Origin of the sequence: Pseudoalteromonas sp. 2CM32C (assembly GCF_023161925.1) — a bacterium.
GTDB classification, from domain to species: Bacteria; Pseudomonadota; Gammaproteobacteria; order Enterobacterales; family Alteromonadaceae; genus Pseudoalteromonas; species Pseudoalteromonas marina.
Map to the genome: position 1 here is coordinate 515,387 of NZ_JALNTI010000002.1, position 19,624 is coordinate 535,010.

Below are 19,624 nucleotides of genomic sequence, written 5' to 3' on the forward strand. Positions count from 1 at the left end.
TGGGTTGTGACTTTTAAGTCATTAAATTAATTAGACTTTATTAAATAGCAGATCTACCAGTACAAACGATAAGCACATTCTAAAAGCATTGAATATTATTCAGGTTTTATATGAATAAACTGCATAGCTTACTTTATTAAATAGAGATCTGGACGTCTAAATTGGATTGCACCCCTCATCAGCAACTAATCAATATTGCTAACTTAATGAATTCACTCAAGCGTGAATCTGTCTCATGTTTTACCTGAAATAAACCCGTTTTTCTTCATGCTGCATACCGCGTATAAATTCATTAACTCAGCAAAGCATCACTACTGCTTAACCGTTATGTCGGTTTAACAACCAGTTAATAAAAGCAGTAACCACTCAAATTGAAAGGATACGGCTATGAGCACTGATCTTACATTTATTATTAAAAGCACTAACTTGGATGAAAACTACCATCCGTCAAATAACACACGTATTACAACCAATTTCGCTAATTTAGCTAGGGGTGAAAGCCGCCAACAAAACCTGCGTAATACCCTAAAAATGATCAACAATCGTTTTAATGCACTGGCCAGTTGGGATAACCCACAAGGGGATCGTTACGAGATTGAGCTCGAGATCATTTCGGTTGATTTAGACATTGCAGGCAGTGGTCAGGCATTTCCGTCAATTGAGGTATTAAAAACCAATATTATTGACCGCCAAACCAACGAGCGAATTGAAGGCATGGTGGGTAATAACTTTTCATCGTATGTGCGCGACTACGATTTTAGTGTGTTATTGCTTGAGCATAACAAAAGCAAACCGCAATTTAGTATCCCTGATAACTTTGGTGACTTACACGGCAAGTTGTTTAAATGCTTTGTAAGCTCAAATACCTATAAACAGCACTTTAAAAAGCCACCGGTTATTTGTTTAAGCGTGTCTGATAACAAAACCTATCAGCAAACCGAAAATCTACACCCTATCTTGGGCGTAGAGTATCAGCCTAATGAGTCGTCGTTAACAGAGCAATACTTTAAAAAAATGGGCCTACAAGTGCGCTACTTTATGCCACCAAACAGCGTTGCACCGTTAGCGTTTTACTTTTTTGATGACCTACTTAACGACTACAGCAACCTTGAACTAATTAGCACTATTAGCACTATGGAAACGTTTCAAAAAATTTATCGTCCAGAAATTTATAACGCTAATGCCGCCGCAGGTAGCCGTTACAAACCGAATTTAAAAAATGACGACCATTCGTTAACGCAAATTGTGTATGACCGCGCAGAGCGAGGTCAATTAGCGGTTGAGCAAGGCAAATTTACCGAGCAGCATTTTATTAAGCCTTATCAGTCAGTACTGCAGCAGTTCTCAGCAAATATTGCTTAATTACACAACAAAATTTAAGGCAGCATTTATTATGAAAAAACTATTACCCACTTCATCAGCAGGCAGCTTGCCAAAACCGTCATGGCTTGCCGAACCCGAAACCTTATGGTCACCGTGGAAATTACAAGGTAGTGAGCTGGTTGATGGCAAACACGACGCCCTGCGTATTTCCCTGCACGAGCAACAAACCGCAGGCGTAGATATAGTGAGCGATGGCGAACAAACCCGCCAACACTTTGTAACTACTTTTATTGAGCACTTAAATGGCGTTGATTTTGAAAACCGTAAAACAGTTAAAATTCGCGACCGTTACGACGCCAGCGTACCCACAGTAGTTGGCCCCGTGTCTCGCACGAAATCGGTATTTGTTGAAGACGCCAAGTTTTTACGCCAGCAAACTAGCCAACCAATTAAATGGGCATTGCCAGGGCCAATGACCATGATCGACACCCTGTATGACGATCACTATAAAAGCCGTGAAAAACTGGCATGGGAATTTGCTAAAATACTCAACCAAGAAGCCAAAGAGCTAGAAGCCGCTGGGGTTGATATAATTCAATTTGATGAACCCGCTTTTAACGTGTTTTTTGACGAGGTAAACGACTGGGGCATAGCTTGCCTAGAGCGAGCTATAGAAGGGTTAAAATGCGAAACCGCCGTGCATATTTGTTATGGCTACGGGATTAAGGCCAACACCGATTGGAAGAAAACCCTCGGCACCGAGTGGCGACAATACGAAGAAGTATTTCCTAAGCTGCAAAAATCGAATATTGATATTATTTCGCTAGAATGCCAAAACTCACATGTACCCATAGAGCTACTAGAACTCGTACGCGGTAAAAAAATAATGGTAGGCGCAATCGATGTAGCCACCAACACTATAGAAACCCCTGAAGAGGTGGCCAGCACCCTACGCGAAGCACTTAAATATGTAGATGCCGACAAACTCTACCCATGCACCAACTGCGGCATGGCCCCCCTACCCCGCGATATTGCAAACGGCAAACTCAACGCTCTTAGCAAAGGTGCAGAGCTAGTACGTAACGAACTATTAGCAGCGAATGTCGCTTAATTTTAGTTATAGCTGCTGCAAAAAAGCCACACCTTAACACATGTTGAGGTGTGGTTTTTTTAATCAAAATGTCATGGGGGTTTACACAATGAGGTTAAAGGCAAAAGGTCTTAGGTGAAAGGTGATAGGGGAAAGGTTTTAAGTTAGTTGAATATTAGTTGGGTTGAGTGCAATAAACCTAGCAAAAGTAATTAAATCTAACCGAGCCGCTAGGTATTATCGATTTGAAAGTACCCCATTTACAGAGAACGGCAACGCTCGCTTAAGTGTTATGCTCGTACTTCAAAGCGATCACCGTGACTTGGTGGAGCAGATGTCACGATAAAATGCAGATCTGTTTGAGAACGATTACTTAACTGATGTGGTGTGTTATTTGGCACATGGAATCCATGATTCTCTTTTAGCTCAAAAGTTTCACCATTTACTTCCAATATGGCACAACCAGATAAAACAAAGAAAAACTGTTCTGACTCCTTATGTAGATGACGCACCTCACTACAACCAGGAGGTACTCGTTCTTGGATTACACTGAGATTCTTAGACTTTACCAAATGCCAACCATCGCACTGCTCGCCCCACTGATAATGTTCCGCATTTTCTTTAGATACTGTTGTCAAAGTTCCTCCTAGAACATAACGAGGCTGTAGAATAAGTCTAACATCCAAAACGATTAAAAAAACTAGCTCCTGTAATCGAACCTAAGCACTTTTACGGCATCAGGTAATGTATTTGAAACCTATGAAACGGGCTGTTTTTCTTTAAAAAGATTAATTCTACAGTCTCAACGCCGTAATAAGCGGACTAAAATTGTGGGTTATAATGTGTAGCGAAGCGGGATGTAACCTACAATTTTAGTCCCGTTTAAATGCCTTGTTATACCCTGACTCATGGATTGTAATTTAACGCATTAGCAATAAGATCAGCTCCTCCAGGAATAGTTAATAAATATGCATTTACTTTTATTCTTGTCCTTGCTTCTGAGTGCCTTAGTGAGTCTAATTTAAATACACGGATACTTTCTAGCCCTTTATCAGATATTCCTTGAATAAGAATTTTTTCACGATTGTTAGTCCATGCATAGTGCAAAGAGTGCACATCAAAATAAGGGTGTACAATCTTAAATGTACAAAGGTTATAATCGACGTTTTTTACTTCGACGGTGTCATAGTTTCCTTTTTTAACAGGACTATTACACAAATTACATGACAAAACCAAGTTGTTAACTGTAAAAGCAAATTCAGGGTGTTTAGGTCTTTTCACTCCACCCTTAGGAGCAAAGTGCTCTATTTCTGTTTTACCAGTTTCTCCAAAAGGGAGTCCACAATAAGCACATTTATCATTTTGTGTGACTAATAATTGTAATTTTAACGACTCCTTAAATTGAGTTATATCATCATTATTTTTGATATCCCATTCGCCTCCAGTTAAAGGTTTTAATTTGTCAATTTCATCCATGACAGCTTTAGAAATAACAGGGGCTCGATTCAGTTGATTAATCATCTCTTAAACTCTCGAGATAACTTCTTGATTGAGATAAGATTACATTAATTGGATCGTTTTCGTTGAATACATACTTTTCCAATTTCTTCTGCAATTGGGAGATACTTTCAGTATCTGTACTTTGCTCTGAGACCATTTTAAGTAAATTCGTTAAATCATATTCAAAATAGGAATTCCTCGTTGTTCTTAATTTGAACACCTCATAGAGGATATTCTCTGCTGACCAGGAATAAGTATCGTATGGAATTAACTTGCTCACTCTTGATTCGATTCCATTATCAATAATCTTTTGTAGTGAAACGAGGCTTGAGCTCTCAGGAGCTAAATCAGAAACCATAAAATGAGAATGTGAGGCTAATATACAGTGGGAAGTTTTAAACTCATTAGTTATGTTTTTCAATAACCTGATATATTTCATTTGCCATTTGGGATGCAAACTCAATTCAGGTTCATCAATCAAAATTAATGAATCCACTTCAATTGTTGATATAAGATTAATCATTGTAAATATAAAGTGCTTTTCCCCTGAACTCGTGTACTCAAAGTCAAATGAATCATCTTTAACAAACTTTATATCGGGGCTCGATATCAACTCAAGCTTTTCCATAAGATCAAGGAATTTTATGCTACGAATAAGATCAAAATCTTGGGATTTTGAAAAATCCAAAGAGTATATAATTTTATTACCTGATACGAATTCAGAGCCTGCCAATGAATTAATAAACTCATTTAATTCATTGGCAGAAACATTAAGCTCTTCGGAATAAGACTTATTAATGAATTCTTTTCTACGTAAAATTGATTCAAATTTTGACTTTAGTAAGGTACTCCCCATCTTTCTAGTAAATAGAGTTTTTCGCTTCAAGGTATAAACAATTTCAAGTTCTCCGTTTAAACCCACAAAATCAAATACTTTATTTAGCGAAGGTGTCTTTCTTGAATCTGATAGAATATTTAATATTGATGACAGAAGTTTCTTTTGAATTGTGCTGGTATAAGTTGCATTTGAAGTTGCTCTGACGCCTAGATACCGATACCGTCCAATACCTTCTTTTTCATTTACAAATGAAAATTTATCATTGACCATAAACGATAATGCAATGAATTTGTTAGGAAACCCAACACTCTCAATATCAACTAGCTTGTTATTTTTATAGGAGGTTAATCGTCCCTTGCTCTTTTCTATAGAATAGTGGTTTTCATTTAATTGGTATTCCACTTTAAAAAAGTCATATTTTACATTGTTAGGTTTACTTCTATTCGAGATGTGTCTAAAGAAGTCAGAGAGCATTTTCAAAAGAAAACTTTTCCCCGCACCATTTTCACCAATAATCAATGTTGTAAATAAATTTTCTCTTTCTTCCATTTTTTCATTATTAAACACGCAGTCATAAATCACTTTATTTTTGTGTTTTATTTCAAAGCTATTAAGAATAAACATTATTATTTCTCATTAGATAAATTTAGGGAAAACAGAACGGTATAACGCCCGCATTTGCGGCTGGTTTGGAGCGCAGCGGAAAAACAGTCCGGCAACATGCGCTTGTTAGGCTGTGGCTTCATCGTCAGTAATTCTCTGCAAGGATATAAAAGCTTCATCAACATACGATTTCCCAGTCTTTTTCTCGAACTCCTCTAAAAGATAGTCCTCGAACCACAGCCAATAGCCTGTACTATTTTCTCTATCGTCATCTTGCCCCCGAACACCCTCTGAGTAACGTGAAGTGCTTTTCAGAACGTCTTTATCAACAGGAATGTCCTTGTCCTGATTATCTTCCTCAAGTAACTCAAGCAATTTCTCTGCATGATCGTTATATTCTAGGAACAATTTTACCTTTGATTCTTTTTCGGCTGACCATTGCTCTCTAATGAAATTACTGATCAGGGGATTAATTTGGGTCATGTAATCTGTAACCCTGACATGAACTAGTCTTTGAATGTATCCATTTTTCTCTAGCGCAGAGTTATTTGATTCAGACATATCTAGAGTTTCATTTTTCAGGGTTAACTTTCTTAAGGTGGCTTTCTGTTCGAAATGTAGATGCTCAAACGAACTTTGAATCTTTGTTAATAGCAACTTTTCCTTTTCTTCTTTCTCAATTCTTTCAAGTTTGGCTTCTTCTAATTCCATCTCTTGTTTAAGCGCTGCTTCTTTTTTAGACTTATGCTGTTTCCATAAGAACTCAGTAGCCCAGGATATTGCTTGTCCTACAAGTGAGCCAGACCCTACACCAAGTAGGAGCAGGACAATTGATAATTGTTCTTTGGATATTTGAGTCTCTGAGATAACTGGCTCAAGGTATTTCCAGGAGATCAATAATGTCACTGCAACTGTTATGTACTTAACGCATGCCTTTGGTGAAGTAAGGGCTGCCAGTAGCTTTATGATCGTACCCGCAGTTTCACTCATTTGTACCCTCCTTTGAGCCTAACGCTTTGCTAAGCGGCAATAAAATAGTTAGCTAAAATTAGCGAGGAATGAGCAAAAGCCAACTGTTTTTTGTGATCTTTACCCGTTTAAGCAACTTGTTATACGTTTAATAGTTTAGGGCTCCAATCTGGAATTTCTTTAAAACTAACTCCTTCGCTATTTTGCTTCTCTAAAAATATAGACTCAGTAAATATCTCTTTTATTCGAATAGCTCCATTTGAATTAATAAATATTCTGTGTCCTATAAGTGGAATATATAACCCTTTATCTCCAAACTCTTGGACCGTCATATCTTTTATTTCAGGAATTACCATATGCTTTTCTTCTGGACTTGTATGCTTAGTTTCAATAACTTTAAGTAATTCTGACATTAAATTCCGAGCAGACTCGGCATTAATAGCTCCTGTACTTTCAGATAATTTACTCTTAAATAACAGAATCCTATCTTGCTTATTCATACAGCACCTTAAATTTAAACGTATAACAATTTAATAGTGCGCTCATCGCGCATATTTCTGCCGACGCCACGCTCATTTGTCTAAATTATATAGTTTTAGCAAATAACCTAAGGTATTACTATCATTAAGTTTTCTAAAAATTTAAAGTAAAGTTAAATAGAACAATATGCGCTCTTTGCTCATTTTTATAAATATGTGAGCAAAGAGCTGTTTGACCAATCGATTAGCTATTACTTTGTTTGACTTCTAACTAGCACTTATAAACTCAACAGCCGTTCTAGCCATTCTAAAACGAGCGAGTATCTCGGGTTTGAAAGTGCTGTTTCTTTAATTAAAATGTTGCGGGGTTTCTGTTTGCGTTTATAGCGCGGGTGTTGTTGATGTACCTTTTTATATAACAAATTTACAACGTTGAGCAGTCGTTCAAAGTAAGTTAAGCTCGAAACAATTAGGCTACAAGTAACTTAAATTTTGGGAGCAAACATGGCAACCACACTCGCATTTGACGTATACGGCACGCTTATAAACACCCACGGCGTACTATCTTTACTTGAAAATATGATTGGCGATAAAGCGCAAAACTTTTCAAATACATGGCGTGAAAAACAGTTGGAGTATTCGTTTAGGCGCGGCTTAATGCAAAACTATGTTCCGTTTTCAGTATGTACTAAACAGGCGTTAGACTACGCTTGCCTAGCGCACAAAACACCACTCTCTGATGATCAAAAACAGCAATTACTTGAGCAATATAAAATTTTACCCGCTTTTGACGATGTTAAAAAAGGGCTTGAGCAACTTAAAGCACAAAATTACCGGTTGTTTGCATTTTCTAATGGCGCTGCTGATGCGGTAAATACTTTGCTCGAAACGGCAGGCATAAGTGATTATTTTGAAGGCGTAGTAAGCGCCGACGATATGAAAACATTTAAACCAAACCCAGGTGTTTACAGCCACTTTTTGCGCGAGGCAAGTTCAACGGGTGCTAACACGTGGCTTATTTCGAGTAATCCGTTTGATATAACCGGCGCTATTTCGCATGGCATGCGCGGTGCGTGGATAAAGCGTTCTGAGGATTCTATTTTTGATCCATGGGAAATTCAGCCAACCACCACTGCAACCGATTTAGTTGATTTAAAAGCCAAATTAGTAAGTTAAAAACGAGCCCCTTTTTTGAGCCTTATCAAAAACCAACGCTGTAAAGGGGCTTTACGGGCGCAGTTATACGCGCCCTAGCCTGATTTTATTGCTTCAATTACTGTATTCATGCGCTTTGCCATTGGCCTATTTCGGTGATGGCACACATAAATATTTTCGCTAATCGGATTAGCTAAGTGGTGCGTTTTTATCAGTCCGGGTTTATTAAATGCGCTAACAGCATGCGCAGGTAAAACCGTAAAACCCAACCCTAAACTTACTGGCTCAAGTATTAAACTTATTTGGTTAGAAAACCCCGTTTGCTTAATTTGATCAACATGCTCAAACTCACTGTAGTTTTCGCTAAGTAAAAGCTGCGCGTGGTGTTTTGCATCGGGGTGGCCAATAAAGCCAAGCTCACATAAAACCTCCCACCTTGGGTTTTTAATATGTGCAGGGGTTACTAATAATAAAGCTTCTTGACCAATTTTGTGGCTAGTAACTTCGCTAAGGGTTGGCGCTTGAGTTAAAAAGCCAATATCGGCACTATGATTTGCCACCGCTTGTTCAACACTGGTATTTGGAGCAAAGCGGTAATCTATAACTAGCTCCTTGTGCTCTACTTGCATTGCTAATAGTTGATTGTAAAACTTTAGCCCACAACTACCTGGCGACTGTATTTTAACTAAACCGCTGAAAGGCGAGTCATCTTTTAATTGTTGTTCTAAAAATTGCCATTCTTTTAATAATAAGCTGCCTTGTTGATATAAGTTTTGCCCATGTACGGTAAGCGTAAACTGTTTGCCGTGGCGCTCTAATAGCGCGCAGTTTACTTGCTGCTCTAGTTTTTTAATATGCTGACTTACGCCTGATTGGGTCATAAATAAGCGCTCGGCGGTTTGGGTAAAATGATTTACCTCAACCAACGTGCAAAACGTGTTTAACCATGTTGGGTTTATCATTACAAAACATACTCAAAATGATGATTAATGATAATTTTACTTAATAACTCATGGTTCGTAAACTAACTCCATCAACTCGTTACAAAACAAGCCACACGTTAAAGAGGACAGATTATGAGTCATACATATCCACGTAGTTTTTCGCACATTGGTATTTCAGTACCAGATGTTGAAAAAGCCGTAGAGTTTTACACTAAGGTGATGGGCTGGTACACCATAATGGAGCCTACCGTGATCACTGAAGATAACAGCCCCATTGGCGAAATGTGTACCGATGTATTTGGTCCAAATTGGGAAAAATTTAAAATAGCGCACCTTTCAACAGGCGACCGAATTGGGGTAGAAATTTTCGAATTTAAAGACCAAGAAAACCCTAAAGACAACTTTGAATACTGGAAAACCGGTATCTTTCATTTCTGTGTACAAGACCCAGATGTAGAAGGCTTAGCGGATCGTATTGTTGCAGCAGGTGGTAAAAAACGTATGCCAGAGCCACGTTACTACTACCCTGGCGAAAAGCCATACCGCATGATCTACATGGAAGACCCGTTTGGTAACATCCTTGAGATTTACAGCCACAGCTACGAGCTTATTTACAGCGCAGGCGCTTATTAAATAGCACTTAGCTTAAAAGTACTTAACTAAAAACAAAGGCCGCAGTATTTATTTACTGCGGCCTTTTTGTGTTAAATGAACGTGTAGATTATTAGTTTGGCTAATTTAGGGGGTTATAAAAATCAATCTCTTCATTTGATTGATTATAGGTACATTCATTGGTAGCTTACTAATTACAAAAAGTTGTTCTAAAGGAAAAACATGAATCTGTCACTGGAAGACATCACCGCCGATAACTACGAAGCAATATGCGAATTGGATGTTACTAAAACGCAAGAAGAATACGTAGCGTGTAATATGTGGTCGTTAGTTGAGGCGCACTACAATAGCGGGTATACCTGTAAAGCTATTTACTTAAATGGTGTACCAGTAGGCTTTTTTATGTGGGTACAAGAAACCCCTGCAAAGGTTTCTATTTGGCGCTTTATGGTAGATCAAACTCATCAAAATAAAGGCATTGGGCGCAAAGCACTGGCTATGGCAATTGAAGAGATTAAAGCAACTCCTAAGCTTGAACAAATCGAGATTTGTTATAACCCGCAAAATCCTGTTGCTAAAAACTTTTATACAAGTTTTGGGTTCGAAGAAGTTGGCCTCGATGAGGATGACGACGACATGTTAGCGGTTATTAAAATTAGCCATTAACTCATTGTTAAGTAGACCGCTAATTTTAAGGAATAATAATAGTTGAAAGGAAATACTGTGATCATAAGATCATTTTCAGAGAACGATTTTTTAGCCGTTCAAAATATTTATCAGCAAGGTATTGATACCGGCAACGCGACCTTTCAAACTGAAGCGAAAAGTTGGCAACAGTGGAATAGTTCTATGCTCAACTATTGTCGTCTTGTAGCAGTTGAGGATGAAAAGGTGCTTGGCTGGGCCGGGTTATCTGCCGTTTCTAGCCGTGAGGTATACTCGGGCGTTGCCGAGGTAAGTGTATATGTTGCAAACCAAGCCCAAGGTAAAGGTTTAGGGCACGCATTGCTTTGTGCACTCATTAATGAATCAGAAAGCAACGGTATATGGATGCTACAAGCCAGTATCTTCCCTGAAAATACTAATAGTATTGCTTTACATGCTCGCAATGGTTTTAGGCAGGTTGGAAACCGAGAGAAACTAGGTAAATTAAATGGTGTGTGGCGCAATGTAATTTTAATGGAAAGGCGCAGCGCCATAGTGGGTTTATAATCACACAAACAGCGCAATAAGTACGTATGTGCCTTTGACTAGTATTAAACCATATTAGCGGCCATTGCGGCCGCCGAAAAAGCTAATCACTAAAGCAAAATATCTTGTCAATTATTATCAGTACTCTAGGTTATCAAGTGACTGCTGAGTGCGATGAGCAGACATCGAAGGTTTTTAATGTCTGAAGTCAAGATTTGATCCCATTCACTTAATTAGTAAATAAATCAAATACATTACCTAGCGTACTAGCTTTACCACGATAAAATTCAGTGTAAGTACAATTAGAACAAATAACTGCTGTAAACTTGCGATTTTGCATATCAAAAACTTTAGACCAACCACTACCTGTGGTAGCAATTGTATCTGTGTCGTAATCAGTACAATCACATTTCGGGCATTTCCAATTCTTCGACATAGTAACTCCTTGTTTGATGAAAACATTAATACTTATAAAAAGCCTGTAGACTAACTCGTTTTTTATTTGTTTTTGTTAATGAATCAACCATAGCCGAGTTCCTATTTTGGTTCAATCAGTTATCGCTATTTTACATCAAATATAAGATGACAATGTGCAGTTGTTTTAATTGGCGTTTTGGAAGGAATTGCGGCGTTTGCGTGGCTTTATTTTAGGTTAAAAGGGCTTTCCCTCATACATGCAGCCTGTATAAAAGCCGAGAAAGCCGAGGGGCAAATCTTGACTGCAGACATTATGAAGCACGAACAAAGCCAACTGTTTTTTGTCCACGCTTTTAATTTGCCTTGTTAGCAATACATTGCACACGTTTCATATAGCCATTCTTAGTTAAAACCTGAGAGCCCGATGGGTAACTATTAATAAGAAGAGCGCCACTTTCCAGATGCCATGTTGATACGGGCATACCGACTAAGCTATATAACTTTTCAATTTCAAAATCTGAGTTTATGAAATGAATATCACCATAATTCCACGATAAATGGGCTAAGCCTGATGTGACAACTAAACCGAAAGGCATTTCAAAAATATCTTTTACATTCATACGCTCGATGAGTGTGATCTTATCGTTTTCATCGATTAAAAGTAACTCACCTCCGAATTCACCATTATTACTACCTGTGATGCTCTTTTTCCCCAAGTTTATAACTACATGTGGCTGTATTATTTGGTGCTCAATAGCCGCTTTTTCATCGGAGTAAGGTGAGCTTCTAGGAAAAGACTTTTTGTACTTACCTGTCGCTCTATCCAAAAGTTCAAGCTTCCATATTCTTGGCTTTGAATCATTTTGTGTAGATTCAAGAAACTCTTTTACGCCAACCTCTGTAACCTCACTTTTAACAGTACCTTTTAATACTGTTTTATTAAGATATTTAGTAGGTTCATAAGAGGCACAATTTATCTTTTCGAATACATTAGCAAATGAATTGAAGGATAATATGAGTGCAATAATGGTAAAGTATTTCAAGAAACATCCTTGTTATTGCTAACAGTTTTATTAGAAGACACTTTCCCTATTTTAGCGCGAAAACATCCTAATGTTGTGAGCTCATATAAATAACAAATACTATAAGTTATTACCAGATATATATATTATGCTTTCTGTAGCTTATATAAACATGTAAAAAAGAGGAAAGCTTCCTCTTATTATTACTAAACAAATGATGACTCAACTGAATGACTGCTTCTCGCTCTTTGCCGAGGCTCAGCTAAGTGCCAATTGCAGACCCTCTGGAGTTATAATGTCTGAAGTCAATATTTGACCCCATTTATTCCATTTATTCATAGTGTTAAAAAGGCATAGTATGTTGCAAAAAAACTTCTTTATTATTTTTACTTTTCTTTTTAGTTCATCTAGCTATGGTGGTGAAATATTTGAGAGCTTCCCTGACAAAATAAATTCATCTGATAAATATGTTTTCTATTCTCACGGACTTATTGTAGAGGGCACAGATCCTACACCTATTCATGGGCGCTGGGGGCAATATAACTTTCCAACCATTAAAAAAGAACTTGCCGACTCAAGTTATCATTTAATTGCTACTCATCGGTCAGCCAAAACCCACCCTTTTAAGTATGCAGAACAGCTATCTAAACAAGTAACTAAACTACTAAAAAATGGCGTACCTGCGAACAGTATATCGTTAGTTGGCTTTTCCCGTGGTGGGTTTATTACGGCAATTGCATCGAGCAATTTAAAACATATGGATCTTAACTTTGTAATTTTAGCGGCCTGCACTAGCGGGTTAGCCAAAAGAGCTGAAGTCGCTATTTATGGTCATTTATTTTCAGTCTATGAAACTTCTGATTCTGTTGGTTCGTGTGACGAGGTAGTTGCTAGGAGTGTTGATACTGTTAGTTCTTACAAAGAAATTTCGATTTCAACGGGTAAAGAACATGGCGCTTTTTTCACACCGAGAAAAGAATGGATAATACCCGTTAAAGCCTGGCTCAAACGTAAAAAGCCTCAGTAGTATTTTATAAGCTTGATGCTCATACAGCCGATAATTCAATTTTAACAACTTTAAAAAATAATAAGCTAGGGATTAAATCAACTTCATGGAAATTAGAAAATTAAACTCTCTGAGAGCTTTAGCTGCTCTTGTTGTCTTTTTTACCCACTTTTCAGATATTACTCATTGGTTAAATGGCTCTCTAGGAGGCGGCTCTGGAGCCTATGGCGTAATGTTATTTTTCCTTCTTAGTGGGTTTTTAATGTCACTTCTCTATTTAGACACCAAGTTTAGCAGAGCGAACATTAAACGATACCTATTAGCTAGAGCCGGACGAGTTTTACCTTTATACCTCATAATTGTTTTTAGCTCTTACTTATTAACTCAAAATAATTATGACCTTTTATACAACATACCTGATCTTAATTCGTTAAAAGGCCACCTTTTGTTTATGCATGGTGAAAGCGTACTTTGGTCAATCCCGCCAGAAATACAATTTTATATCGTATTTGTCGCTTTCTGGTTTTTAGCTGGCGATAGAAAAGGGTATATATATTTACTAATCGTAGCCTTCATGGTGTCTTGGTATTTGGCTGACTTCCCTCGATTATTTGGTGAAATTGAAAATATTCCTTACAACTTATTCAGTACTTTAAGAACGTTTCCGTATTTTTTTATTGGCGTTATATTTGGTTTGCATTACAAATCACTTAAAGTGCCGAGTTATATGAAGAGCAACTGGTTTATATTAGCTTTGTGTTTAATCCCTCTATTGTATCCTGATTTTTCAACTGTTAACGAGGGTGACAAGAAAAGAATGTGGCTTAGTTATGAAGTTCTATTTGTTATGAGCACCGTATTCTTTTGTATTGTTTTTTTAGTGCCGAACAACAATATTTTTTTAGCAAATAAGATTGGTGACTTTTTAGGTAAAGTGTCTTACTCATTCTATTTATTGCATATGCCTATTATCGGATTGATTAATAAGCTTAATTTGTATACTGAACTTAAGCTTTTATTATCACTGAGCTTGAGTGTGTTTTTTGCGCAGTTATCGTATATTTTCTTTGAAAGGCCTATTGCAAATAGAATTAGAAGCTTTTCGAATAAAAAGATGCTCAACATTTAGTTTTCACACATTTTAGAAAAAAGTGTTTTTTAAGTTGACTTTGTAGTGGTCAAGTTGATTTCTGTTGGACTCCTTACGAAGAAATTACTGAAATATTTGCTAGCGGTTTAAACCCTCTTGAATCGGATGGTGTCTTATTAAAATGCGAGGCAACAACTAAATCTATATTAAGTGCACAAAATCAGCATAGTATATGTAGGGGAGTATGAGTATACATGTAACCCTTATCGTTTCATTAATGTGAGCTACTAAAGGCGCGTGCGAAGTATAATACTCAACAAGCACATGGTCGGATAAAGCTAGACTTGATTTCTAAATAATGGCTAGTACGACCGTCCGCTCCTCGCTCATAACAGCCAGTCATGCATTTATAATCTTTCCATCTAAACGCTAATTTCAGGTATCAGCCACTACATGTCACGCTTCAATATTGAGCAGTGGCTGTCATTGTATATAGGGTTATAGATTAATTAACTGCAAAATCGCGAGTTTCTAAATAGCTTGGGGCGCTTTTAAAACAGGCCTTTAGCTTACTGGTAAGCGCTGTGGTTACTGGCGCATCACATTTTAACTTGCCATTATATTTCCCGTTAGTTAGTGCTACTAAAATTAACGAGTCATAACTTGGTTTACTTTGTATTTTATGAATCACCAACCCTTGCCCTGCAGATAGCTTTATTAAATCAAACTCTTCTTTTTGAGGTTGTGTTATAGCGAGCTTTTTTACATATAACGGACTTTTAAAGGTCAGCTTTGTCGAAAACAGAGCCGTACCTCCGCGCTCAAAATGGCCATTAAACACAGTGGTATTTAATGTGGGTGTCATCTTATTTACTAATAAATTCAAATCAAATTTAGTGGGTAAAATGGTGATCTGAGATTGCTTTTTTTGTGACTCGTTCAGTGCCTTTTTAATTATTTTAAGGTGGGTGTCATCTGTAGTTACTTCGTACACTATTTGGTAGTTGTGTGGGCGGGCGTATAAAGGCATGTGGCTAGCAAGTACTTTATCGCCGGCTAATATAAGCGCCATGCCATGAAAGCCCACATAGCTGTGGGCTTTATGCGTGTTGTGTGAATTGTGTTGAGGTGTGTTTGCAAGCGCTGCGCTCGAGAATAAAATAAAAAATAGCAGTATGTGTTTCATGTTAATGCTCAAAAATAAATATAGCGCCACTATAAGCTGATTTTTATATACAAATAATCGATAATAAGTTGTTAGTTGTTTCCTTTTAATCAATACGGTTTGGTGCTATGCATTTAGATGACATTGAAAAAGTAATTCATATGGCGGGTTCGCAAAATCTGCACACAACCGCTAAGCATTTTAATATTACCCCAGGGGCACTGTCTAAAACGCTAAAAAAGGTTGAGGCAAACTTAGCCACTGAACTGTTTAATCGTGTGGGCAAAACCTTAGTACTTAATGATAAAGGCAAAGAGTTTGTTAAGCACAGTAGTGATTTAGTTCATAATTACCAGCAGCTTATTAGCCGTTTTAAAAGCGATAATCATAAATTTAATGCAGTTATTGCAGGCCCTGCAATTTTACTTAAAAGTGGTTTAAAAAAGTTACTTACCCCTCTTGGCAACCTGCCTTGTTCGGTACGTATTAATAATGTATTTGAAGGTGAAGCTATAAGCCAAGTGGCGTCGGGCGCGGCGCATATTGCGCTAGTAACTCGCGAGGCATTAAAAAACAGCTCACATACTAATTTAGTGTCGGTTGATTTATTTAATACAGGGTTTAGTTTGGCTGGAGCCGCTGATCATCAGCTAGTACAAACTGGCTCTTTAACGCTTAATAAAAACCAATTACTGCACGCAGCTTTTGCATGCCCGCTGTTTTCGCCATTGTGCGGCCTTGAACAAGGAGTAGGCTCCGACGGCTGGCAAGACGATATTGCACCGCGCAATATTGTATTTAGATGTAGCGATTACAGTGCATTAATAGAGGTAGTACAAAGTGGCTTGGCGTTGGCGTATTTACCAAATTTTGTGATTGATGATTTAGGGTTTACAAAATTAACTGTAAAGGGGGTTAACAGTCATTACAGTGAAGACATTGTGTTAATTTATAAACCATCGAAGGCCGATGGGTGGCTTAATAAACTCATGTATTCGTTATAAAAAGCGCTTTAGCCACTACACTAAAGCGCTTTAGGATGAAAACTACATTACAAAATAGCAAGGTGCTTAAAAATACTAGCCCGCAATAATACTTAATCGCTTTGCGGGGCTAAAGGTGGAAATACCTGCTTAAAAAACTCTCATTTACGACTGCACAGATGCAGAAGGTAGATCAAAGCAGGAGCAATTGCCGAGAGCAACTAAATAACAAATATTTTGGCTGGCTATCAACGCGTTTTCCACACTCAAGTAGATCACTTAATCAAGCGAAATGGTACAAGTACAATTAACCGACAATATAATAAAACAAGTTACGTTATATTGTAACAAAAATGATAGCACAATAAATTAATAAGCAATACTTTTTTTATTCCTACAAACGGCTAATTATTACACTAGCGACTCTGGTGGCATCACGTTAATATGGTGCTCTACTTATAGTTACATAACGATAAAAACATGACTTTAAAAACAAACGCTTTGATTTACTTTTTAGCCTTTTGCAGTGGCTTTTGCATTATGGGGATTGAGCTATTAGGAGGGCGTATTTTAGCGCCTTACTTCGGCAGTAGTGTACATATTTGGGGCAGTATTATTACTGTGTTTATGCTTAGCTTGTCGTTTGGTTACTTGCTTGGCGGTAAGCTAAGTACAAAAAATGCGTCGCTGACTAAATATGGATTAATATTTTTAGTTGCGAGCATTATGGTTGTGCCTATTACGTTGTTTGCTGAGCCCATAATGGCATTTATTTTTACCCATATTGAAGATAGCCGTTATGGCTCGTTACTCGCTTCTACTGCGTTGTTTTTTATTCCAACCATTATATTGGGTATGATTTCGCCGTACTCAGTAAGGTTGCTGGTTACCGACAGCGAAAGAAGCGGCCAAGTTGCAGGTATTTTGTATTTTGTAAGCACGCTTGGCAGTGCCTTGGGCACTATTATTACCTCTTTTTACTTTGTACTCGCGTTTGATGTAAACACCATTATTAGTGCCTTTGCTACTACGTTGGGTGTGCTAGGTGTTGTTGCAATTGCTGTAAACAGTGTTGCTAATAATAAGGAGCTTGCGCATGCTTAAATATGTATTTTTAGCACTTAGTGTGTTTTCAGGCGCTGCTTTAGCTAATGTTATTCACGAAGAGCGCTCTTTATATCGCAATATTATTGTTGATGAAACTCGCGATTTACGCTGCTTAAAATTTAACACTAAAAGTAGCCAAACAAGTCAAAGTTGTATGTACAAAAACGACCCCGACAAGCTCGTTTTCAACTACACAAAGCTTACTTTTGCGAGTTTATTAGTAACCGAAAACCCTAAAAATGTATTAATTATTGGGCTTGGGGGAGGCACATTGTCGAATGTTATTCATGAGTTATATCCTGCGGCTAAAATACACAATGTAGAAATAGACCCCGCTGTATTGAGTGTGGCTCGCGACTACTTTAGCTTTATTGAAAACGATAAAGTGACATCTAGTGTTCAAGATGGCCGTATTTTTATTAAACGCGCGGCTATTAAAAAGAAAAAGTACGATTGGATCATTCTTGATGCGTTTAACGGTGACTACATTCCTGAGCACCTGTTAACCAAAGAGTTTTTTGAAGAGGTTAAAGGTGTGTTGGCTGATGGCGGCGTAGTTGCTGCAAATACATTTTCGAGTAGTAAACTATACGAGCATGAGTCGGCAACTTACCATAGCGTGTTTGGCGATTTTATTAACGTAAGCCGCGCTAATCGAAGCAACCGTATTATTTTAGCGGGTTTTAAAGCTATGCCAACTAAGGCTCAACTTAACAAACGTGTTAAAGCGCTTGGGCCCAAGCTTAAAAAATATGATGTAGATATAAACGCCATAAGCAATTACATGCAGTACACAAAAGATGAGCAAGATTGGCCTAAAAATACCAAAATTCTAACCGACCAATACTCTCCTGCTAACCTACTTAACTTTTAATATGTAATGCGCCTTGCACTAATATAGTTAGGCGCATCCATTTAGGTTTATTGCTAAAACTTAATATTACCGCGCAATGCTTTTGTTTGGCCGTGTTTGGTTTTTTTATCCATGCGTTTACGCTGCGAATTACGGCTTGGTTTAGTTGCACGGCGGGCTTTATTGACCTTGGTAGCGCTTAATATGAGATCTTTTAAGCGTTTTAACGCGTCTTCGCGGTTAAGCTCTTGGGTACGGTGGCTTTGTGCTTTAATGATGAGAACGCCCTCTTTAGTGATCCTCGAATCGTTTAAAGCAAGTAAACGTTCTTTGTAAAAGTCTGGTAATTTAGAGCGATTAATATCAAAACGTAAATGAATAGCGCTGGCGACTTTGTTAACGTTTTGGCCACCGGCACCTTGAGAACGAATAGCGGTGAGCTCTAATTCCCACTCATCAATAGTGACTGTATTTGAAATTGTTAACATTGCGTTCAGTTTCCGTTGTTAAAAATGCATTGTATCATTTGTACATTGACTTAGGGTGAATAAGCTAAATAGGCGGTTTATGCAAAGTTGAGTAAACATTTACGCCAATAAATAAATTTAGGTTGGCATAGGCAATTATTTAGTTTTTAATTGCGCAGCCCTTATACGGGCCTAATATAATAATCGATTTTCGATAATAGGAAGTACCTGCATGAAAAAATTACTTGTATCACTGAGCTTGTTAGCAATGAGCTTTTCTGGTTTTGCTAAAGATATCACCGAAGGTGATTTACAAAGCTACATGAAAGCCTTACCTGCTGTAACAAGCTGGGCGAGCTCTCAAGACGCGTTAAAAAACGTAGACTTAGGCAGCATGCTAGGTGCAACCGCAGATCAAACTACAGCAGAGCAAGGCGCGCTTGCAAATACAGCCCTCAATATGATTAAAGAGCAATCACTGTATAAAAGCTTTGCGAGCGTAACAACTCGCTATGGCTTTACGCCTGAGCAGTTAATTAGCGTGGGTTCTGAAGTGTCTATGGCATACATAGAAAACCTTAAATCGGGTTTGTCTGATGAAAATAAAGAAACAGCAAACAAATTAATGGGTGGTTTTCAAAGCATGAAAAGCGCTAAAGATAAAGGCGCTACATCGTTAATGGGTTCGTTAGGTAATGCGTCAAGCGCTGCTGATACAACCGAGTCACTTGTTAGCGAAAGTAATTTAGCATTAGTAAGTGAATACATGCCACAGCTTAAAAAGTTGTTTGCACTTTTATAAGTATTAAA

22 protein-coding genes are annotated in these 19,624 nt (G+C 37.8%); 12 read left to right on the forward strand and 10 right to left on the reverse strand.

All coding sequences use genetic code 11. From position 1 onward, the window contains the following. The first annotated feature begins 387 nt into the window (after positions 1-387). Together MTF67_RS06170 and MTF67_RS06175 are read left to right on the forward strand one after the other, a co-directional pair. A complete protein-coding gene (locus MTF67_RS06170; protein ID WP_248519009.1) occupies positions 388-1,362 on the forward strand; it encodes a DUF1852 domain-containing protein in 975 nt (324 codons plus the stop codon). A gap of 31 nt (positions 1,363-1,393) precedes the next feature. After that, entirely contained in the window at positions 1,394-2,434 is a 1,041-nt protein-coding gene (locus MTF67_RS06175) for a methionine synthase (protein WP_248519010.1), read from the forward strand. Positions 2,435-2,703: 269 nt separating this feature from the next. Here the strand turns inward: MTF67_RS06175 and MTF67_RS06180 are convergent, their stop codons facing one another. The 5 genes from MTF67_RS06180 to MTF67_RS06200 form a co-directional block, all read right to left on the reverse strand. Further along, the gene (locus MTF67_RS06180) at positions 2,704-3,051 is read right to left on the reverse strand and encodes a cupin domain-containing protein (protein WP_210798798.1); all 348 of its coding nucleotides are present in this window, start codon (positions 3,049-3,051) and stop codon (positions 2,704-2,706) included. Between the two features lie 268 nt (positions 3,052-3,319). After that, positions 3,320-3,934, reverse strand: coding sequence for a hypothetical protein (locus tag MTF67_RS06185; RefSeq protein ID WP_248519011.1), 615 nt, complete (start codon positions 3,932-3,934; stop codon positions 3,320-3,322). Beyond that, a complete protein-coding gene (locus MTF67_RS06190) occupies positions 3,927-5,375 on the reverse strand; it encodes an AAA family ATPase (RefSeq protein ID WP_248519012.1) in 1,449 nt (482 codons plus the stop codon). The genes MTF67_RS06185 and MTF67_RS06190 overlap by 8 nt, the downstream gene beginning before the upstream one ends. 105 nt (positions 5,376-5,480) lie before the next feature. Then, on the reverse strand, positions 5,481-6,344 hold the full coding sequence (locus MTF67_RS06195; RefSeq protein WP_248519013.1) for a hypothetical protein: 864 nt from the start codon (positions 6,342-6,344) through the stop codon (positions 5,481-5,483). Positions 6,345-6,463: 119 nt separating this feature from the next. Continuing rightward, complete coding sequence (locus MTF67_RS06200) at positions 6,464-6,823, reverse strand: hypothetical protein (RefSeq protein ID WP_248519014.1); 360 nt, start codon at positions 6,821-6,823, stop codon at positions 6,464-6,466. Positions 6,824-7,306: 483 nt separating this feature from the next. On the opposite strand from MTF67_RS06200, the gene MTF67_RS06205 reads away from it, so the two are divergent. Beyond that, entirely contained in the window at positions 7,307-7,978 is a 672-nt protein-coding gene (locus MTF67_RS06205) for a haloacid dehalogenase type II (RefSeq protein WP_248519015.1), read from the forward strand. Between the two features lie 74 nt (positions 7,979-8,052). Here MTF67_RS06205 and MTF67_RS06210 read toward each other — a convergent pair whose 3' ends face one another. Further along, positions 8,053-8,919, reverse strand: coding sequence for a LysR family transcriptional regulator (locus MTF67_RS06210; protein WP_248519016.1), 867 nt, complete (start codon positions 8,917-8,919; stop codon positions 8,053-8,055). 114 nt (positions 8,920-9,033) lie between these two features. Between MTF67_RS06210 and MTF67_RS06215 the strand changes: the two genes are divergently transcribed. From MTF67_RS06215 to MTF67_RS06225, 3 genes are all read left to right on the forward strand, one after another. After that, complete coding sequence (locus MTF67_RS06215; protein WP_008130525.1) at positions 9,034-9,534, forward strand: lactoylglutathione lyase family protein; 501 nt, start codon at positions 9,034-9,036, stop codon at positions 9,532-9,534. 201 nt (positions 9,535-9,735) lie between these two features. After that, positions 9,736-10,179 carry a GNAT family N-acetyltransferase gene (locus MTF67_RS06220; RefSeq protein ID WP_248519017.1) on the forward strand — a complete coding sequence of 148 codons (444 nt, stop codon included), beginning with the start codon at positions 9,736-9,738 and terminating at the stop codon, positions 10,177-10,179. 57 nt (positions 10,180-10,236) lie between these two features. Further along, positions 10,237-10,725 (forward strand): GNAT family N-acetyltransferase, encoded by a 489-nt coding sequence (locus tag MTF67_RS06225; RefSeq protein ID WP_039037327.1) that lies wholly within the window; start codon positions 10,237-10,239, stop codon positions 10,723-10,725. A gap of 208 nt (positions 10,726-10,933) precedes the next feature. Here MTF67_RS06225 and MTF67_RS06230 read toward each other — a convergent pair whose 3' ends face one another. Continuing rightward, entirely contained in the window at positions 10,934-11,140 is a 207-nt protein-coding gene (locus MTF67_RS06230; RefSeq protein WP_006793268.1) for a zinc ribbon domain-containing protein, read from the reverse strand. Between the two features lie 334 nt (positions 11,141-11,474). Next, positions 11,475-12,164, reverse strand: a complete 690-nt coding sequence (locus tag MTF67_RS06235; protein WP_248519018.1) for a hypothetical protein — start codon at positions 12,162-12,164, stop codon at positions 11,475-11,477. A 337-nt stretch (positions 12,165-12,501) separates the two neighbouring features. Between MTF67_RS06235 and MTF67_RS06240 the strand changes: the two genes are divergently transcribed. Together MTF67_RS06240 and MTF67_RS06245 are read left to right on the forward strand one after the other, a co-directional pair. Beyond that, entirely contained in the window at positions 12,502-13,170 is a 669-nt protein-coding gene (locus MTF67_RS06240) for an alpha/beta hydrolase (protein WP_248519019.1), read from the forward strand. A gap of 85 nt (positions 13,171-13,255) precedes the next feature. Then, positions 13,256-14,278 (forward strand): acyltransferase, encoded by a 1,023-nt coding sequence (locus tag MTF67_RS06245; RefSeq protein WP_248519020.1) that lies wholly within the window; start codon positions 13,256-13,258, stop codon positions 14,276-14,278. A 466-nt stretch (positions 14,279-14,744) separates the two neighbouring features. On the opposite strand, the gene MTF67_RS06250 is transcribed toward MTF67_RS06245, so the two are convergent. Beyond that, positions 14,745-15,425, reverse strand: a complete 681-nt coding sequence (locus MTF67_RS06250) for a hypothetical protein (protein WP_248519021.1) — start codon at positions 15,423-15,425, stop codon at positions 14,745-14,747. A 107-nt stretch (positions 15,426-15,532) separates the two neighbouring features. On the opposite strand from MTF67_RS06250, the gene MTF67_RS06255 reads away from it, so the two are divergent. The 3 genes from MTF67_RS06255 to MTF67_RS06265 all read left to right on the forward strand — a co-directional run bounded on the left by MTF67_RS06255 (position 15,533) and on the right by MTF67_RS06265 (position 18,368). Beyond that, positions 15,533-16,408 (forward strand): LysR family transcriptional regulator, encoded by an 876-nt coding sequence (locus MTF67_RS06255; RefSeq protein ID WP_248519022.1) that lies wholly within the window; start codon positions 15,533-15,535, stop codon positions 16,406-16,408. A gap of 459 nt (positions 16,409-16,867) precedes the next feature. After that, positions 16,868-17,491, forward strand: coding sequence for a fused MFS/spermidine synthase (locus MTF67_RS06260; protein ID WP_008130517.1), 624 nt, complete (start codon positions 16,868-16,870; stop codon positions 17,489-17,491). Next, positions 17,484-18,368, forward strand: a complete 885-nt coding sequence (locus MTF67_RS06265) for a fused MFS/spermidine synthase (protein ID WP_248519023.1) — start codon at positions 17,484-17,486, stop codon at positions 18,366-18,368. Before MTF67_RS06260 ends, MTF67_RS06265 begins: the two co-directional genes overlap by 8 nt. A gap of 53 nt (positions 18,369-18,421) precedes the next feature. Here MTF67_RS06265 and arfB read toward each other — a convergent pair whose 3' ends face one another. Further along, a complete protein-coding gene (gene arfB / locus MTF67_RS06270; RefSeq protein ID WP_006793276.1) occupies positions 18,422-18,835 on the reverse strand; it encodes an alternative ribosome rescue aminoacyl-tRNA hydrolase ArfB in 414 nt (137 codons plus the stop codon). Positions 18,836-19,046: 211 nt separating this feature from the next. Between arfB and MTF67_RS06275 the strand changes: the two genes are divergently transcribed. Continuing rightward, entirely contained in the window at positions 19,047-19,616 is a 570-nt protein-coding gene (locus MTF67_RS06275; protein ID WP_248519024.1) for a short-chain dehydrogenase, read from the forward strand. Positions 19,617-19,624: the final 8 nt, after the last annotated feature.

Coding starts and splice junctions, on each gene's coding strand:
- MTF67_RS06205 (WP_248519015.1), top strand. CDS start 7,307: ATGGCAACCACACTCGCATTTGACGTATACGGCACGCTTATAAACACC.
- MTF67_RS06260 (WP_008130517.1), top strand. CDS start 16,868: ATGACTTTAAAAACAAACGCTTTGATTTACTTTTTAGCCTTTTGCAGT.
- MTF67_RS06210 (WP_248519016.1), bottom strand. CDS start 8,919: ATGATAAACCCAACATGGTTAAACACGTTTTGCACGTTGGTTGAGGTA.
- MTF67_RS06190 (WP_248519012.1), bottom strand. CDS start 5,375: ATGTTTATTCTTAATAGCTTTGAAATAAAACACAAAAATAAAGTGATT.
- MTF67_RS06220 (WP_248519017.1), top strand. CDS start 9,736: ATGAATCTGTCACTGGAAGACATCACCGCCGATAACTACGAAGCAATA.
- MTF67_RS06245 (WP_248519020.1), top strand. CDS start 13,256: ATGGAAATTAGAAAATTAAACTCTCTGAGAGCTTTAGCTGCTCTTGTT.
- MTF67_RS06230 (WP_006793268.1), bottom strand. CDS start 11,140: ATGTCGAAGAATTGGAAATGCCCGAAATGTGATTGTACTGATTACGAC.
- MTF67_RS06255 (WP_248519022.1), top strand. CDS start 15,533: ATGCATTTAGATGACATTGAAAAAGTAATTCATATGGCGGGTTCGCAA.
- MTF67_RS06195 (WP_248519013.1), bottom strand. CDS start 6,344: ATGAGTGAAACTGCGGGTACGATCATAAAGCTACTGGCAGCCCTTACT.
- MTF67_RS06215 (WP_008130525.1), top strand. CDS start 9,034: ATGAGTCATACATATCCACGTAGTTTTTCGCACATTGGTATTTCAGTA.
- MTF67_RS06170 (WP_248519009.1), top strand. CDS start 388: ATGAGCACTGATCTTACATTTATTATTAAAAGCACTAACTTGGATGAA.
- MTF67_RS06200 (WP_248519014.1), bottom strand. CDS start 6,823: ATGAATAAGCAAGATAGGATTCTGTTATTTAAGAGTAAATTATCTGAA.
- MTF67_RS06175 (WP_248519010.1), top strand. CDS start 1,394: ATGAAAAAACTATTACCCACTTCATCAGCAGGCAGCTTGCCAAAACCG.
- MTF67_RS06185 (WP_248519011.1), bottom strand. CDS start 3,934: ATGATTAATCAACTGAATCGAGCCCCTGTTATTTCTAAAGCTGTCATG.
- MTF67_RS06250 (WP_248519021.1), bottom strand. CDS start 15,425: ATGAAACACATACTGCTATTTTTTATTTTATTCTCGAGCGCAGCGCTT.
- MTF67_RS06275 (WP_248519024.1), top strand. CDS start 19,047: ATGAAAAAATTACTTGTATCACTGAGCTTGTTAGCAATGAGCTTTTCT.
- MTF67_RS06240 (WP_248519019.1), top strand. CDS start 12,502: ATGTTGCAAAAAAACTTCTTTATTATTTTTACTTTTCTTTTTAGTTCA.
- MTF67_RS06265 (WP_248519023.1), top strand. CDS start 17,484: ATGCTTAAATATGTATTTTTAGCACTTAGTGTGTTTTCAGGCGCTGCT.
- arfB (WP_006793276.1), bottom strand. CDS start 18,835: ATGTTAACAATTTCAAATACAGTCACTATTGATGAGTGGGAATTAGAG.